We start from the raw sequence: 15,991 nt of genomic DNA on the forward strand, positions 1-15,991 counted from the left end.
AACGGAAAGGAGCTCATTTTCTGCTCCAATCCGGACTGTCCCACCAATCCGAAGAAAAAGAAAGCTAAGGAAACGAAGGACACTAAGGAAACGGCAGAAGAAAAGCCTGTCGTGAAACGGGGAAGAAAAAGTAAGAAGGATACAGGAGAAGCGAATTGAATGATCATGTAACAGTTATCGGTGCCGGTCTTGCAGGGAGCGAGGCGGCGTATCAGCTGGCGGAAATGGGCATTCCCGTAGAGCTTATAGAGATGAGGCCCTTGAAGCAGACACCGGCTCACCATACCTCCTATTTCGGGGAGCTGGTGTGCAGCAATTCCCTCCGGGCGGCAGCCCTCACCAATGCAGTGGGACTGCTGAAGGAGGAAATGAGACGGCTTCATTCTGTCATCATGAAGGCGGCTGACAGCCATACGGTGCCTGCAGGCGGAGCACTGGCGGTGGATCGCATGGGCTATGCGGAGGAAGTGACCCGTCTGGTACGGGAGCATCCCCTGGTCACTGTGGTGGAAAGAGAAGTGACGTCCATCCCCGAAGACGGCATTGTCATCGTGGCCACCGGTCCCCTGACCGAAGGGCCTCTGGCAGAAGATATTGAGAAATTCTGCGGCGGGGAGGGCTTCCATTTCTATGACGCCGCTGCGCCCATTGTGACAAAAGAGTCTCTGGACATGGATGTGGTATACCGCATGTCCCGCTACAATAAGGGGGAGGCGGCCTATCTGAACTGTCCCATGAACGAGGCGGAATACAAGGCGTTCCGGGAGGCTTTGTGCCAGGCGGAAATGGCACCGGTTCACGGATTTGAAAATAAAAAGGTCTTTGAAGGCTGCATGCCCATCGAAGTTATGGCAGCCCGGGGCGAGGACACCATGCGCTTCGGACCCATGAAGCCGGTGGGACTTCCGGATCCGAGAACAGGAAAGGATCCCTATGCGGTGGTGCAGCTTCGCCAGGATAATGAGGAGGATACGCTGTACAATATCGTAGGCTTCCAGACCCATCTCAAATGGGGAGAGCAGAAAAGAGTATTCGGCATGATTCCCGGACTGGCCCATGCGGAATTTATCCGCTACGGTGTCATGCACCGGAATACCTACATGGATTCCCCGGATCTGCTGAACGGTACCATGGAAACAAGAAAGAGGCAGGGCCTTTTCTTTGCGGGACAGATGACCGGCGTAGAGGGCTATGTGGAGTCTGCTGCTTCCGGCATTGTGGCAGCCTGGAGTGCTGCTGCCCGCTTCCTGGGAAGGGAGCCGGAGCCGTTCCCCAGAGAAACGGCCATCGGCGCTCTCTGCTACTATATTTCCCACTTTGAAGGGAAGAATTTCCAGCCCATGAACGTCAATTTCGGTCTGATTCCTCCCCTGGAGAAAAAGGTGCCGAAGAAGGAGAAGAATCAGAAGCTGGCGGAAAGAGCGCTGTCATCGCTGGAAAGGTTCATGGAAGACAAAAGGTAAGGCAGCTTTTCCGCAGGGGCGCCGCTTGATGCGGCATACTGCGGCGGTGTTTTTCAACGATGAGGGCGCCGGTTTATGTACTCCCTTTATAGGGGGCTTTGCCCGGGGAAAACAGACTTTACTGTGCCTTTGGAAAACCATACAGCCGGGCTGGCACATCGGCATTCACATATTTCAACATATATACATAAGAAGGAAGCAGAAATGGGATATAAGGAAACATATAAGGACTGGCTCTCCTGGGCCGACGAGAAAACGAAGGAGGAACTGGCCGCCCTTCAGGATGAGAAGGAAATCGAAGACCGGTTTTATAAGGATCTGGAGTTTGGCACGGCCGGCCTGCGGGGAATCATGGGAGCCGGTTCGAACCGGATGAACCGATATACGGTAGCCCGGGCTTCCCGGGGATTTGCAGATTACCTGAAGGCTGTCTTTCCGAAAGAGCTGGAAAGAGGTGTGGTGATTGCCTATGATTCCAGGCATCATTCCCGGGAGTTTGCGGAGGAGGCGGCAGGCGTGCTGACAGCTGCCGGGATTCCGGTACGGATTTTCAGGGAGCTGGAGCCTATTCCCGTGCTTTCTTTCTCTGTGCGCCATTTCCATGCCCTGGGGGGCATTGTCATTACCGCCAGCCACAATCCGCCGGAATATAACGGATACAAGGTCTATGGACCGGATGGGGGACAGCTGGTTCCGTCCAAGGCGAACGTGCTGACGGGCTATGTGGAGGCCGTAACGGACCTGGCCCATATTGATGACAGGAAAGTGGAGTCCCTCATCACCTGGCTGGACCAGGATGTGGTGGATCTTTTCATTGAGGCGATTTTCAGGGAGTCCCGGTATAAGGGAAATCCTCCGCCTCTTTCTGTGGTGTACACTCCTCTCCATGGCAGCGGCAATATTCCTGTACGAAAGATTCTGGCCAGGGCAGGATTTACCGATGTGCACATTGTGAAAGAACAGGAGCTGCCCGATGGCAGTTTCCCCACCGTGTCTTCGCCAAACCCGGAAAATGAGGAGGCCCTTTCTCTGGGCATCCTTCTGGGGAAAAAGGTGGGGGCTGATCTTGTGATTGGTACAGACCCGGACAGCGACCGCATCGGCGCTGCTGTGAGAAATGGGAATGATTTTACCCTGATTACAGGAAACCAGATGGGAGCGCTGCTCCTGTATTTCCTCCTTTCTACAGCGAAAGACCGGCTGACACCTGCATCCACCATGGTTAAAACGGTGGTGACCGGCGAGCTGGGAGCAGATATTGCCCGGAGCTTCCATGTGCAGGTGGTGGAAACGCTGACAGGCTTCAAGTACATCGGTGAAAAGATGACCCAGTGGGAAGGGGATCCCGGCCACCGTTTTGTGTTCGGCTATGAGGAAAGCTACGGATATCTGGCAGGCACCCATGCCCGGGATAAGGATGCAGTTACGGCGGCCATGCTGATCTGCGAGATGGCGGCCTATTTCCGGGCTCAGGGCAAAATGCTGACGGATGTGCTGGAAAGCCTGTATGAAACCTATGGCTTCTATTATGACAAGAGCCTTTCCTATACGCTGAAGGGCGTGGAAGGGGCCGGAAGGATTGCAGCCATTATGGAGGAAGCCCGCCATATGGATATGAAGTCTCTCATTCCGGAAACGGTGGAAACTCTTGACTTTGCTAAAGGAATCAATGGCCTGCCGAAGGAAAACGTGCTGAAATACCGGCTGCAGAATGGCGGCTGGATCGCTGTCCGTCCCAGCGGCACGGAGCCGAAGATCAAATTTTATTATTCCCTGAAAGGGAAGAATGAAAAGGAAGCGGTCCGTCTTTTTGAGACCTACCGGAGCCTTCTGGAAAAACGGTTCGGCCTTTAACGGGTATACACCTTTGTATAAATATACTGCATATTCTTATGCATTACAGGAAATACAGGAATTTTCTTTTCTGTAAAATCCTGCTTTTACACGGAAAAATCGTGAGTATTCCCTATTTCAGATGCATTCCTTCCCTGCCCGGAGGGAGTGCATTTTTTATGCAATTTATGCAGAAAAAATTTGACTTAAATGTATAATTATGCTAGAATCTTGAATAAATAGAAGGGCGTGAGTCAAATGGCAGAGAATAAACAAATTATTTATGAAATCAAGCACCTCCGCAAATCATTCGGAAAGGTGGAAGTGCTGAAAGATATCAGCATGAAAATTGAAAACGGGGAAGTATGTACCATCATCGGACCTTCCGGTTCCGGGAAGAGTACATTTCTCCGGTGCCTCAACCTGCTGGAAAAACCGACAGGCGGGGAGCTCTGGTTTGAAGGAAAAAGGGTGAATGAAAAGACGGATGTGAAGATGCTTCGCCGGGATGTGGGCATGGTCTTCCAGTCTTTTAATCTGTTTCCCATGTTTACGGCAGTGGAAAATGTCATGTATGCACCGATCCATATTAAAAAGCTGCCGAAAGCCCAGGCCAAAGAGGAAGCCATGGAGCTTCTGGCCAGGGTAGGTCTTGCGGAAAGAGCGGACTATTATCCCGGTGAGCTTTCCGGCGGGCAGCAGCAGCGTGTAGCCATTGCCCGGGCGCTGGCCATGAAGCCGAAAATGCTTCTTTTTGATGAACCGACGTCGGCTCTGGATCCGGAGCTGGTAGGCGATGTACTGACCGTTATGAAGGAAGTAGCCCTGGCCGGCATGACCATGGCCGTAGTTACCCATGAAATGCAGTTTGCAAGAAGCGTTTCCAGTCATGTGGTGTTCATGGATAAGGGATATATTGTGGAGGAAGGAAATCCGGAAGATATCTTTACCCATCCGAAAGAGGAAAGAACACAGACATTCCTGAAGCGTCTGCTTCATGCTGATATTTAAGGAGATGACATCTATGGAAATGGTCATAGACACGGCGGTCAAATATAATGACATATTTATGTCAGGCGTCAAAATTACAATTATCATATCAATTCTGTCCTGCTTCTTCGGACTTCTTCTGGGCATTGTGCTTGCCTTCATGAAGATTTCCGGCATTAAGATCCTGCAGGCTATTGCAGCAGTTTATGTGGAGGTCATCCGCGGCACTCCTGTGCTGGTACAGATTTCCCTGGTATTCTTCGGCCTTCCCTTCCTGGGTATTCATTTCCCCAATTTCCAGATCATGGGCGTGGATTTTGAAAGGCTTTCCGCCGGCGTGCTGGCGCTTATTATCAATTCCGGCGCTTATGAATGCGAAATCGTGCGGTCCGGCATACAGTCCATTCCGAAGGGGCAGCTGGAAGGAGCCATGTCACTTGGCTTTTCCAAATGGGAATCCATGATTCGGATCATCATTCCGCAGGCCATCAGGAATATCCTTCCGGTCATCGGCAATGAATTCGTTACCCTGATCAAGGAATCGTCCCAGGTTTCCGTCATCGGCATGGCTGACCTCATGTACACAGCCACCACCATTCAGGGCATCAGCTTCCAGCCGTTCCCGCCGCTGGTGATTGTAGCTCTCTACTATTTCATTATGACTTTCTTTGTATCCATGTGCCTCAGAGTGCTGGAAAGACATATGAAAGTAAAGAGCGTAAGATAAGGAAACAGAATCAGGAGCACCTGCTGAGGCAGGTGCTTTTTCATTTTTCTCTCATTTCATGTAGTATAATGGGAGGAAGAAGGCCTGCAAGGCAGGCCCGGTACGAAAGGAGAACCTATGGCAGATTACCATTTTGATGAACTGGCAGAGAAAGCAGGTGTGGTGAACCGTGCTTCGTCTCCTGCTTTGAGCCCTGCAGAGGCGGAGCAGGCGATGCGAAAAATGTCCTTCCGCTTTTCCATTACTGACGGATACCTTACGGAAAAGGGTGGACAGTTTGACTATGTGTTTGATTTTGCTTCCGGCACATGGGAAAGAAACGACTGGAGAAGCGGGGTTCCCGTGGTGTCGAAGGGAAAGCTGGCGCCCGGGGCAGAAGAGGCCTTTGTGAAAGAGGCGTCTTTCCTTCTGACCCTGCCGCAGACCCATTTTGTGACCAATACCAAGTCTATGGAAGTGAACACCGATGCCTATGAAAGGGAAAAATACGGACCGATCAAGAGGTATACCCGCTGCGAGCTTCGGATGGGCAGGGTGTTCTGCCGGTGGGTGGCGGAAAAGGACGTGGACAGTCCCTTTGGACAGCTTTTTCACGCCCTGCAGGCACTTCGCCGATCCATTGACTGAGGAGGGATTCCATTGGATGATTTTATCGGATTCTGCCAGTCCTGGACTATGGGAGGCATAGCCAGCCGGCTTTTTCTGGCTACCCTGGCCGGGGTGATTATCGGCATGGACAGGGAATATAAGAATAAGGGAGCCGGCATCAAGACCCATGCTCTGGTCTGCATCGGTGCAGCTCTTTCTATGATTGTCAATGAATTCATCCTTCGCACATTTCCCGGATCCAATACGGATCTGGCCAGAATGGGGGCCCAGGTCATCAGCGGTATCGGTTTTCTGGGCGTAGGCACCATCATTGTCACCGGACGGAATGAGGTGAAGGGCCTGACCACCGCTGCCGGGCTGTGGGTGTGCGCCGGCATCGGGCTGGCGGCAGGCATCGGATTTGTGAAGGGCACTCTGCTGGCTCTCCTTTTTGTCATTTTTGTGCTGCGCGTGCTGGAGCCCATGGATAAAAAGCTTCGTGCCAGGTCCAGGGATTTTGACCTTTATATGGAATTCCAGGATCTGGACTCCATTCACCGGGTCATTGCAGATCTCCGCAGCCAGGGCGTAAAGGTGTCCAATTTCAGCATATATAAACAGAGAGAGTCCGTCATGTCTCCTGCCGCCACGGTCACAGTCAAAATGCCTCACCACGGAGACCATGAAGCCTTTGTGCAGCAGATCCGCCAGATCCATGGCGTAAACTATGTGGAGGAAATATAGTGAGCTGATGGGCCGGTAAACCGGCAGGCTGATAGGAGCTGGTTCGGTCAGGTGCCGAGATTTTTTGCTGTGCTTAAAATGGCTATGTGAAGAGGAAAGGCCAGATCCTAACGCTGACTGCAATACTCTACGGCGAAGCCCCTTCTTCTCACTCGCTGACTATGTGTGATATAATTGAAAAGGATTTTTTGTATCAGAATGATTGATTAAGGAAGTGTATCTATGAAAATTACCACCGAAGAAGCGAAGAAGATTGCTCTTCTTTCCCGTCTGGAATTCTCTCCTGAAGATCTGGAGAAGATGCGTGATTCCATGAACAGCATTCTTACCTATATGGAAGAGTTGAACCAGTATGATACGACTGACGTTGCGCCTACCGTTCATGCGGTGGAACAGTACAATGTCATGCGGGAAGATGAACCGCATACATCTTTTACCAATGAACAAGCACTGATGAATGCACCGGACGCTGAGGACGGCTATTTCAAGGTGCCGAAAATTATTTAAGGAGGAAACGCAGTGGGTTATACGATTCATGAACTGCATGAACAGCTGGTTAATAAGGAAATATCTGCTGTTGAACTGACAAAGAAAATCATAGCTCACAGGGACAAGGTAGATGGTGAAATCCATGCCTACCTGTCTACCAGTGATGAAACTGCGCTGGAAACAGCAGCCCGGGTGGATGCCAAGATTGCCGCGGGAGAGACGATCTCCGACCTTGCAGGTATTCCCGGAGCTATTAAGGATAATATGTGTATTCAGGGACAGCTCTGCACTGCCGCTTCGAAAATGCTGGAACACTGGGTATCGCCCTATGATGCTACGGTCATTGAAAAGCTGAAGGCAGAGGATTTCATTTCCCTGGGCAAGACAAACATGGATGAATTTGCCATGGGATCTTCTACGGAACGTTCGGCCTTCGGTCCCACCCGCAATCCCTGGAATACGGACTATGTGCCCGGCGGTTCCTCCGGCGGCTCCGCAGCTGCTGTAGCTGCAGGGGAAGCCATCTGGTCCCTGGGATCGGATACCGGCGGATCCATTCGTCAGCCTGCTTCTTTCAACGGTATTGTGGGACTGAAGCCCACCTATGGCCTGGTATCCCGCTACGGTCTTCTGGCATTTGCTTCTTCTCTGGACCAGATCGGACCTCTGACAAAGGACGTAACCGATGCGGCTATCGTTTTAAATGCCATTGCCGGTCATGACGAAAGGGATTCCACTTCCATTCCGCAGGAAAAGAAGGACTACAAGAAGGCTCTTGTCCGCGATGTGAAGGGATTCCGCATCGGCGTTCCGAAGGAATTCTTCGGAAAGGGCATTAAGCCGGAAACCAAAGAAGCCATTGAGAAGGCCCTTTCCTTCTATGAAAAGGAAGGCGCTGAAATCGTGGATGTTTCCATTCCCCATATCAACAGCGGCGTATCCGTTTACTATATCATCGCTCCTGCAGAAGCCAGCTCCAACCTGGCCCGTTATGACGGCGTCAGCTACGGCTTCCGGGCAGAAGGAAAAGATATTATTGATATGTATATCAAGACCAGAAGCCAGGGCTTCGGCGAAGAAGTCAAGCGCCGTATTATGCTGGGCAACTACGTTCTTTCTGCAGGATACTATGATGCCTACTACCTGAAGGCTCTGAAAGTCCGCACCCTCCTGAAACAGGAATTTGATGAAGCCTTCAAGAAATGCGATGTCATTGCGGCACCTTCCGCTTCCGGCACATCCTTTAAATTCGGTGCATTTTCCGATCCTCTGTCTCTTTACATGGAAGATATCTGCACCGTTCCGGTCAACCTTATCGGTGCACCGTCCATCAGTATCCCTGTAGGATTTAAAGATAACATGCCTCTGGGCATGCAGCTCATCGGAAAGACCCTGGGAGAAGAAACCATTCTGCGGGCTGCCTACACCTTTGAGCAGGCGCATCCGGAATTCACAAGAACAGCGCCGAAAGGAGAAATTACGGAATGAAATACGAAGCAGTCATCGGACTGGAAGTACATACAGAACTCCAGACAAAAACCAAAATTTTCTGCAGCTGCAGGACATCCTTCGGCGCAGACCCCAACACCAACGTCTGCCCGGTATGCCTTGGCCTGCCCGGCGTGCTTCCTGTACTGAACAAGAAGGTGCTGGAATATGCTGTAAGAGCCGGCCTTGCCCTGAACTGTGAAATTTCCCGGTTCAGCAAATTCGACCGCAAGAATTATTATTATCCTGACCTTCCCAAAAATTTCCAGACATCTCAGTTTGATCTGCCGATCTGCGAGCACGGCTATCTGGATGTGGAAGTAGAGGGAGAAAAGAGACGCATCCGCATTACCCGCGCCCATATGGAAGAAGACGCAGGCAAGCTGGTTCATCACGGCACATCCATTACGGATTCCGACTACTCTCTGGTAGATTACAACCGTACCGGCACGCCTCTTCTTGAAATCGTATCGGAACCGGATATGCGCTCTGCCAAGGAAGCGGTGGCCTACATGGAAAAAATGCGCGCCATCCTTCAGTATGTGGGCATTTCCGACTGCCGTATGGAAGAAGGAAGCCTTCGCTGCGATGCCAATGTATCTGTCCGTCCTGTAGGACAGAAGGAACTGGGCACCAAGACGGAAATCAAGAACATCAACTCTTTCAAGGGCGTAGAAAAAGCCATCGAATACGAAGCCATGCGCCAGGCAGAACTGCTGGAAGACGGCGGCAAGGTGGTACAGGAAACCCGTACCTGGGATGAAAAGGAAGGGGTTACCAAGAGCATGCGTACCAAGGAAGAAGCCAACGATTACCGCTACTTCCCGGAACCGGATCTGGTACCTTTCACCGTAAGCGATGAATATATTGAAAATATCCGTAAATCCCTTCCGGAACTGCCGGATGCAAGGAAAGAAAGATACATGAAGGAATTCGGCCTGTCCTCTGAGGATGCCGTCTTCATGACCAATGATAAAGCCACTGCCGATTACTTTGAATCAGCCGTCGCTGCCGGCGCTGATCCCAAGGCAGCTGTCAACTGGCTCATGGGCGAATTTGCCAGCCAGCTTTCCAGCGATGGCATTGAAATTGCCAAGGCTCCGGTATCCGCAGAAAATCTGGCCGGTCTTCTGAAGCTCATTTCCAAGGGCACCATTTCCGGCAAAATTGCCAAGAAAGTCTTTGCCACCATGTGGAAGGAAGGCGGAAAGGCGGAAGATATCGTCAAAGCCCAGGGTCTGGTACAGATTTCCGATACAGGAGAACTGCAGAAACTGGTGGACGAAGTTGTCAGCAGCAATCCCAAAGCCGTAGAAGACTTCAAGGCAGGCAAGAAAAAGGCCGTAGGCGCTCTGGTAGGCCAGATCATGAAGGCCACAAAGGGCAAGGCCAACCCGAGAGTCATCAACGAGCTGTTAAATAAGAAACTGCAATCCTTATGAACGATTCCGAAAAGACCAGGGAAGAAAGTGAAGTTCGTGAAGAACCCAGAGTCATGAGCCAGGATGACGTGCATGACTACCAGGGACTCACGCTGAACGAGGAAGGAAAGGAAGAAAAGAAGGAAGAAGCGGATGACGGATACACCATCCATATCAGCAGCTTCAGCCTGAAAAAGATTCCTTTCTGGAAAAAAGCCCTTTTTGTCCTGGGACTACTGGCCTGTGTGGTCATATTCCTGGTACTCGCCGTGGCCGCTGCCTACTTTATCGTGGTGGGCGGAGCCATCGTTCTGGCAGCAGGGGCTGTGGTATACCTGTTAAAGAAATACATACTGTAAGCCAAAGGAGCTTCCCGAGAGGGAGGCTCTTTTTGGTGGAACGGATGGATGAAAAAGATTCATGGAAAATAGAAAGAGTTTCCGGTTAATCGTGAGCTGCCGGCTCTTTTCTGCCTTTCGAAATTTGTCAGGAAAATCGGAGATCCGGTGAGCATCATCTGTACCCTGCATGAGGTTATTCTTAGTTTCTCAGAATGCCGGGCCGGAAAGGGCAGTTCGCAGCGTCGGCTGTCAAAGGCTGCAGCGAAGCTGCTGAACCCTTTGAACCGGGGCTATGTATCGATCCAATAAAAAATTATTTTTATTGCCTAAAGTATATTGAAATTTACAGATATGCATGGTATAATACTTTCAGAAAGTTAAATATGCTTCGCCAATTGTGAATACGATGGCAGGCAGAAGTGAGTATATATTTATACAAGGAGGAAACAAGTATGTCTTTAAATGGAAAGAAAATCAGCGAATTTCAGGTGAAAGCTTACCAGAACGGGGATTTCATTGATGTAAGCGACAAGGATCTTCTGGGCAAATGGAGCGTCCTTTTCTTCTACCCGGCAGACTTCACCTTTGTATGTCCTACAGAACTGGAAGATCTCCAGAACAAATATGATGAATTCAAGAAAATCGGATGCGAAATTTACTCCGTATCCTGCGATACCCATTATGTTCATAAAGCATGGCATGAATCTTCCGATCGTATCGGGAAGGTAGAATTCCCCATGATCGGCGATCCCACTGGCAAGCTGTCCAAGGATCTGGACATCTACATTGAAGCAGAAGGCGTGACTGAAAGAGGCACCTTTGTCATCAACCCGAAGGGTGAAGTAGTGCTGTATGAAGTAAGCGCAGGCAATATCGGCCGCAATGCTGATGAACTGCTCCGCAAGGTAGAGGCTGCACAGTTTGTTTACGAACATGGTGATGAAGTCTGCCCGGCCAAATGGCATCCCGGTGAAAAGACCCTGAAACCGTCTTTTGATCTGGTTGGCAAATTATAAGAAACGGAGGCATCATGAATAACGTATATGATGCCATTATAGTAGGCGGAGGACCGGCAGGGCTCTCCGCCGCTATTTATATGGCAAGAGCCCGGTTTCATGTACTGGTGATTGAAAAGGAAAAGATGGGCGGACAGATTACCATTACAGCGGAAGTGGTTAATTATCCCGGGATTTTCTCCACCAACGGGGAAAAGCTGACCTCTGAAATGATCCGCCAGGCCAAGGCCTTTGGCGCTGAATTCCTTTCTGCCGAAGTGACCGGCCTTGAGATGGAAGGAGATTTCAAAACCGTCCATACCAGCCGCGGCGATTTCAAAACCCTGGGCATTGTGTACGCCGGCGGCGCCCATCCCCGGCTGGCGGGATTTTCCGGGGAAACGGAATTCCGAGGCCATGGGGTAGCCTACTGCGCTACCTGCGATGGAGAATTTTTCACCGGACGTACCATATTTGTGGTAGGCGGCGGCTATGCGGCGGTGGAAGAAGGACTTTTCCTGACGAAGTATGGAAAAGAAGTTATTATGGTGATCCGGGGAGATGATTTCTCTATTTCCTCCGCTGCAGTGGAAGAACTGAAAGAAAATCCCCATGTCAAAATTCTTTACCATACCCAGGTGGAAAAGGTGGAAGGAGACAGCGCTGTCCGCAGGGTGACGCTGAAGGACCGGAAAACGGGAGAAGAAAAGGTTTATACAGCGGATTCCGGTGATTTCTACGGCGTTTTCGTTTTCGTAGGCTATGCGCCGGAAAACGGGCTGCTGCAGGGAAAGGTGGACCTGGATCCCCGAGGCTATGTGATCACGGACAGAGACCAGAAAACCAATATTGACGGTGTCTATGCGGCCGGTGATATCTGCGTGAAGAATCTCCGCCAGGTGGTAACGGCAGTATCCGACGGTGCCGTGGCAGCCACTTCTCTGGAGAAGTATCTTGGCAGTCAGTACAGGAAACTGAACATGAAGCGCACTTATGTGAAGAAGGTAGAGGTTCGGGAAGAACCGAAGGCCAATGCTGCAGAAGCAGAGGAAGGGGCTTTCCTGGATAATGATACCCGGCAGGCACTGAAGCCTGTACTGGACCGCTTTGTGCATCCTATTGTTCTTCGCCTCTACAAGGATGATACAGAGCTTTCCTTTGAAGATGAAAAGCTTATGAAGGAACTGGCATCCCTGTCGGACAAGGTGTCCTATGAAGTCAAAGACGCAGTGCCCGGACTGGAGCATACCCTTTCCATTGTGAAACAGAACGGCGAAGAAGCGGGCCTATACTTCCATGGGGTGCCGGGAGGACATGAGTTTAATTCCTTCATCCTGGCCATGTACAACACAGCCGGCCCGGGGCAGGATGTGGGAGAGGAAAGCGAAAAACGGATCCGCGCCCTGAAGCAGAAAAAGGATCTGACCATTGCGGTTTCCCTTTCCTGCACCATGTGCCCCGATCTGGTGGCGGCCGCCGAACGGATTGCGGCAGAAAATGATCAGGTCACTGTCCATGTGTATGACCTGGCCCATTATCCGAAACTGCAGGAGAAATATCACATCATGAGCGTTCCCTGTCTCATTGTGAATGAAAATGATGTCCATTTCGGTAAAAAAGGTGTCAGCGAACTGCTGGATATTCTGGAATAACTGCAAAAACCTGCTCTCATGGGAGCAGGTTTTTTATTGTCATTGGAATAGGACGAAGGTTCTTTCGGAAGTACAGCGGCCCGGTCATTTTGAGGATCGGAAGAGGAGTCGGGGAATCTCCTTTCCATATAATGCTGAGTGGCTGGTTCCCAGCTGCAGATTACCGGATTGCATTTCTCTGTCTCGTCATTTCAAGGGAAGCGGAGCGGAGTCGAGAAATCCCTCTGCTGAATGTGCATCATTGTTTATTTTATTTAGTGGACTGGTGGGACTGGTGAACCGGCGTACTGTTAAGCTGGCAGGCTGATAAGAGTCATTTAACCGGGTAACGAGATTCTTCGCTGCGCTCAGAATAACGGAAAGTGGGAAGATTCATGCGTGAGGCTGGCTGTAAAATATATCGCTTAGCAAAGACAGCTCTTAGGACAGCAGAGAGTTTCCTGCTTCCGGCGCCGGTTAAACCGGTGAGTGAGTCCGCCGCTGTCTTCTGTACCCGGCCTCAGAGAAACCTCTGTAAAAAAATAAAAATGTATACTCCATTTTTCGGTTAAATATGATACAATAAGAACAACTGTGAAAGAGAAAGTATACTATTGTGGAGGCATACAATGAACAGACAACTTTCTATGGAATTTGTAAGAATCACGGAACAGGCTGCACTGAAGAGCGGCCGCCTTATGGGCGTAGGGGATAAGGAAGGCGCTGACCAGGCAGCCGTTGACGGCATGCATGAACAGTTTGCCAAGACTCCCGTTTCCGGCACAGTGGTTATCGGTGAAGGGGAAATCGATGAAGCGCCTATGCTTTACATCGGCGAACATGTAGGTGCAGGCGGAGAAGAAGTGGATATTGCCGTGGATCCGGTGGAAGGAACCAACCTGGTAGCCAAAGGACAGAATGGTGCTATTGCCGTTCTTGCCATTGCTCCGAAGGGATGCCTGCTTCATGCACCGGATATGTATATGCAGAAAATCTGCGTAGGACCGAGAGCCAAGGGCCGCATTGACATCAATGCATCGGTAACGGAAAATCTGAAAAATGTGGCAGATGCCATGGATCGTGAAGTTTCTGATCTTACTGTAGTCATTCTGGACAGAGAAAGACATGAGAAGATTATTCGGGAAGCCCGCAAGGCAGGTGCCCGCATCCGTCTGATTACCGACGGCGATGTGGTTCCGTCCATTGACTGCGGTATCCAGGGCAGCGGCATTCATATGGTACTGGGCTCCGGCGGCGCTCCGGAAGGCGTGCTTTCTGCAGTAGGTCTGAAATGCCTTGGCGGCGATATGCAGGCCAAACTCCTTCCCCATACGGAAGAGGAACTGAGACGGCTCCATGAAATGGGCATTGATGATCCCAATAAGGTACTGACACTGGATGATCTGGTTAAAGGGGATGACTGCATTTTCTCTGAAACAGCCATTACAGACTGCGCTATGCTCCGCGGCGTTCGCTATTTCGGCGGCGGCGCAAGAACCAGCACCCTGGTTCTCCGCTATAAGACCGGCACGGTCCGCTTTGTAGACACCATCCATCGTTTCGGCGATCCCAAGCCGGCCGTTCGTCTCTGGTAATCCGAAGCCGGAAAAAACGGAATCGGAAGAATAGGGGAATTTCATCAGACAGCCTTTCCCTGAAAAGGGAAGGCTGTTTTTTATGGCATGGGTGCCCTTTCTGTCTGCCGTAAAAAGGGAATCCCCGGATTTCCCTTTTCATTGCAGGGGGCCTATAGTATAATGATAAAAGTGTTTCACCCTTTTGAGGGATTATAAAGAATGGAGTTATTGTATGAGTAATGTAAATAAGAAGTGCCGTGTCCATTATGAAGGTACCTTTAATGACGGAACCAAATTTGATTCTTCCTATGACCGGGGAGAACCGTTGGAATTTATCTGCGGCGCAGGCCAGATGATCAAGGGCTTTGACGAAGCAGTGAAGGAAATGAAAGTGGGAGAAATCAAAAATATCCACCTTATGCCGGAGGAAGCCTACGGCATGCCGGATCCGCGGAATATCCTCACCATCAATATGAGCCAGATGCCCGGCTCTTCCGAACTTCCGGTGGGAGCCCGGGTGGTACTGACAGATCCCATGGGCCAGCGTTTCCCTGTGAAAGTAACGGAAAAGACAGAAACCACCATTACCTTTGATGCCAATCATGAAATGGCAGGCAAGGAATTGAATTTCAAAATCGAACTGGTATCGGTGGAATAAAAGAAAGAGCGGCACCGGAAGGCGCCGCTCTTTTTCCATCAAAAAAAGGACAGCCATGAGGCTGTCCTTTTTTGATGGAAAAGATTAATAGTTTTCTGCTTTGATAGCGAAGAAGCTTCTCGGATGGCCGCATACCGGGCATTCCTGCGGAGCTTCTACGGATTCAACGGTATAGCCGCAGTTAGCGCACATCCACAGTTTCTTTTCGCCCTTCTTGAATACCTGGCCGTTTTCTACATTAGCCAGAAGAAGTTTATAACGGGCTTCGTGGGATTTTTCGATTTCTCCTACCTTGGAGAAGAGGAAAGCGATCTGGGGGAAGCCTTCTTTTTTAGCTGTTTCAGCAAATCCCGGATACATGGAGGTCCATTCGTCATGTTCGCCTTCTGCAGCCATCTTCAGATGTTCAGCGGTGGTCTTTTTCAGGTCGCCTACCAGCCAGAACCAGATCTTGGCATGAGCTCTTTCATTGTTGGCGGTTTCTCTGAAAAGGTCAGCAATCTGACGGGAGCATTCCGGATCCTTTTCTGCTTCGTTGGCAAACAGGTTGTACTTTACATGAGCCTGGGATTCACCGGCATAAGCAGCACGCAGATTCTTTTCGGTCTGGGTGCCTTTCAGTCTTTTCATTTCTTCTAACACTTTTGCTTCATCCATAATAAATCCTCCTTTAATAATCGCAGGATCATTCATCAGTTTTTGCATTCGCCTGCATACACTTTAAGTATAGGAGCATTAAAGAAAAAAGTCAAATGGGTAAAATTTATATTGCTTAGCCTAATAAATATAGGACTATCTTCTTAATAATTTAAGTATATTAATAAAATAAATAAAGCATGCCAAATAAAAGATTGTGGATATTAGACCGGAAATTTCTCTGCTTTTTTGTGAAGAAGCAGGATTTTCTAGAAGATGCTGTTTCGATGATATCCGCTCATCCGGTTTTTCCGGACAGGACAGACAGGGAAAGGGAAAGTTGACAGAAAAAAACGGTTTTTGATACAGAAATCAGAAATTTATCTCTCATGTAAATTTAATAGGATACA

General features: G+C 50.0%; 15 protein-coding genes. 14 read left to right on the forward strand and 1 reads right to left on the reverse strand.

Annotated elements, in window-relative coordinates; all coding sequences use genetic code 11:
- Positions 1-155 precede the first annotated feature (155 nt).
- From trmFO to ACI4N7_RS04030, 14 genes are all read left to right on the forward strand, one after another.
- Entirely contained in the window at positions 156-1,463 is a 1,308-nt protein-coding gene (gene trmFO / locus ACI4N7_RS03965; protein ID WP_439732069.1) for a methylenetetrahydrofolate--tRNA-(uracil(54)-C(5))-methyltransferase (FADH(2)-oxidizing) TrmFO, read from the forward strand.
- A gap of 204 nt (positions 1,464-1,667) precedes the next feature.
- The gene (locus ACI4N7_RS03970) at positions 1,668-3,317 is read left to right on the forward strand and encodes a phospho-sugar mutase (RefSeq protein ID WP_439732070.1); all 1,650 of its coding nucleotides are present in this window, start codon (positions 1,668-1,670) and stop codon (positions 3,315-3,317) included.
- Positions 3,318-3,554: 237 nt separating this feature from the next.
- Positions 3,555-4,307 (forward strand): amino acid ABC transporter ATP-binding protein, encoded by a 753-nt coding sequence (locus ACI4N7_RS03975; RefSeq protein ID WP_439732071.1) that lies wholly within the window; start codon positions 3,555-3,557, stop codon positions 4,305-4,307.
- A 13-nt stretch (positions 4,308-4,320) separates the two neighbouring features.
- Positions 4,321-5,013 carry an amino acid ABC transporter permease gene (locus ACI4N7_RS03980; protein ID WP_439732072.1) on the forward strand — a complete coding sequence of 231 codons (693 nt, stop codon included), beginning with the start codon at positions 4,321-4,323 and terminating at the stop codon, positions 5,011-5,013.
- Between the two features lie 117 nt (positions 5,014-5,130).
- The gene (locus tag ACI4N7_RS03985; RefSeq protein ID WP_439732073.1) at positions 5,131-5,640 is read left to right on the forward strand and encodes a hypothetical protein; all 510 of its coding nucleotides are present in this window, start codon (positions 5,131-5,133) and stop codon (positions 5,638-5,640) included.
- Between the two features lie 12 nt (positions 5,641-5,652).
- Positions 5,653-6,345 carry an MgtC/SapB family protein gene (locus tag ACI4N7_RS03990; RefSeq protein WP_439732074.1) on the forward strand — a complete coding sequence of 231 codons (693 nt, stop codon included), beginning with the start codon at positions 5,653-5,655 and terminating at the stop codon, positions 6,343-6,345.
- Between the two features lie 222 nt (positions 6,346-6,567).
- Complete coding sequence (gene gatC, locus ACI4N7_RS03995; protein ID WP_439732075.1) at positions 6,568-6,852, forward strand: Asp-tRNA(Asn)/Glu-tRNA(Gln) amidotransferase subunit GatC; 285 nt, start codon at positions 6,568-6,570, stop codon at positions 6,850-6,852.
- Positions 6,853-6,864: 12 nt separating this feature from the next.
- Positions 6,865-8,322 (forward strand): Asp-tRNA(Asn)/Glu-tRNA(Gln) amidotransferase subunit GatA, encoded by a 1,458-nt coding sequence (gene gatA / locus ACI4N7_RS04000; RefSeq protein ID WP_439732076.1) that lies wholly within the window; start codon positions 6,865-6,867, stop codon positions 8,320-8,322.
- On the forward strand, positions 8,319-9,764 hold the full coding sequence (gene gatB / locus ACI4N7_RS04005) for an Asp-tRNA(Asn)/Glu-tRNA(Gln) amidotransferase subunit GatB (RefSeq protein WP_439732077.1): 1,446 nt from the start codon (positions 8,319-8,321) through the stop codon (positions 9,762-9,764). The genes gatA and gatB overlap by 4 nt, the downstream gene beginning before the upstream one ends.
- A complete protein-coding gene (locus ACI4N7_RS04010; protein ID WP_439732078.1) occupies positions 9,761-10,102 on the forward strand; it encodes a hypothetical protein in 342 nt (113 codons plus the stop codon). Before gatB ends, ACI4N7_RS04010 begins: the two co-directional genes overlap by 4 nt.
- A 434-nt stretch (positions 10,103-10,536) precedes the next feature.
- Positions 10,537-11,100: an alkyl hydroperoxide reductase subunit C gene (gene ahpC, locus ACI4N7_RS04015; RefSeq protein ID WP_439732079.1), complete on the forward strand. Its 564-nt coding sequence runs from the start codon at positions 10,537-10,539 to the stop codon at positions 11,098-11,100.
- A 14-nt stretch (positions 11,101-11,114) separates the two neighbouring features.
- Positions 11,115-12,731, forward strand: a complete 1,617-nt coding sequence (locus ACI4N7_RS04020; RefSeq protein WP_439732080.1) for an FAD-dependent oxidoreductase — start codon at positions 11,115-11,117, stop codon at positions 12,729-12,731.
- 608 nt (positions 12,732-13,339) lie between these two features.
- Complete coding sequence (gene glpX / locus ACI4N7_RS04025; RefSeq protein ID WP_439732081.1) at positions 13,340-14,305, forward strand: class II fructose-bisphosphatase; 966 nt, start codon at positions 13,340-13,342, stop codon at positions 14,303-14,305.
- A 214-nt stretch (positions 14,306-14,519) separates the two neighbouring features.
- The gene (locus tag ACI4N7_RS04030) at positions 14,520-14,945 is read left to right on the forward strand and encodes an FKBP-type peptidyl-prolyl cis-trans isomerase (protein ID WP_439732082.1); all 426 of its coding nucleotides are present in this window, start codon (positions 14,520-14,522) and stop codon (positions 14,943-14,945) included.
- A gap of 84 nt (positions 14,946-15,029) precedes the next feature.
- Here the strand turns inward: ACI4N7_RS04030 and rbr are convergent, their stop codons facing one another.
- Positions 15,030-15,602 carry a rubrerythrin gene (rbr, locus tag ACI4N7_RS04035; RefSeq protein WP_008858934.1) on the reverse strand — a complete coding sequence of 191 codons (573 nt, stop codon included), beginning with the start codon at positions 15,600-15,602 and terminating at the stop codon, positions 15,030-15,032.
- Between the last annotated feature and the right edge of the window lie 389 nt (positions 15,603-15,991).

Source organism: Dialister sp. (assembly GCF_051885895.1).
In the GTDB taxonomy this organism is placed as follows: Bacteria; Bacillota; Negativicutes; order Veillonellales; family Dialisteraceae; genus Dialister.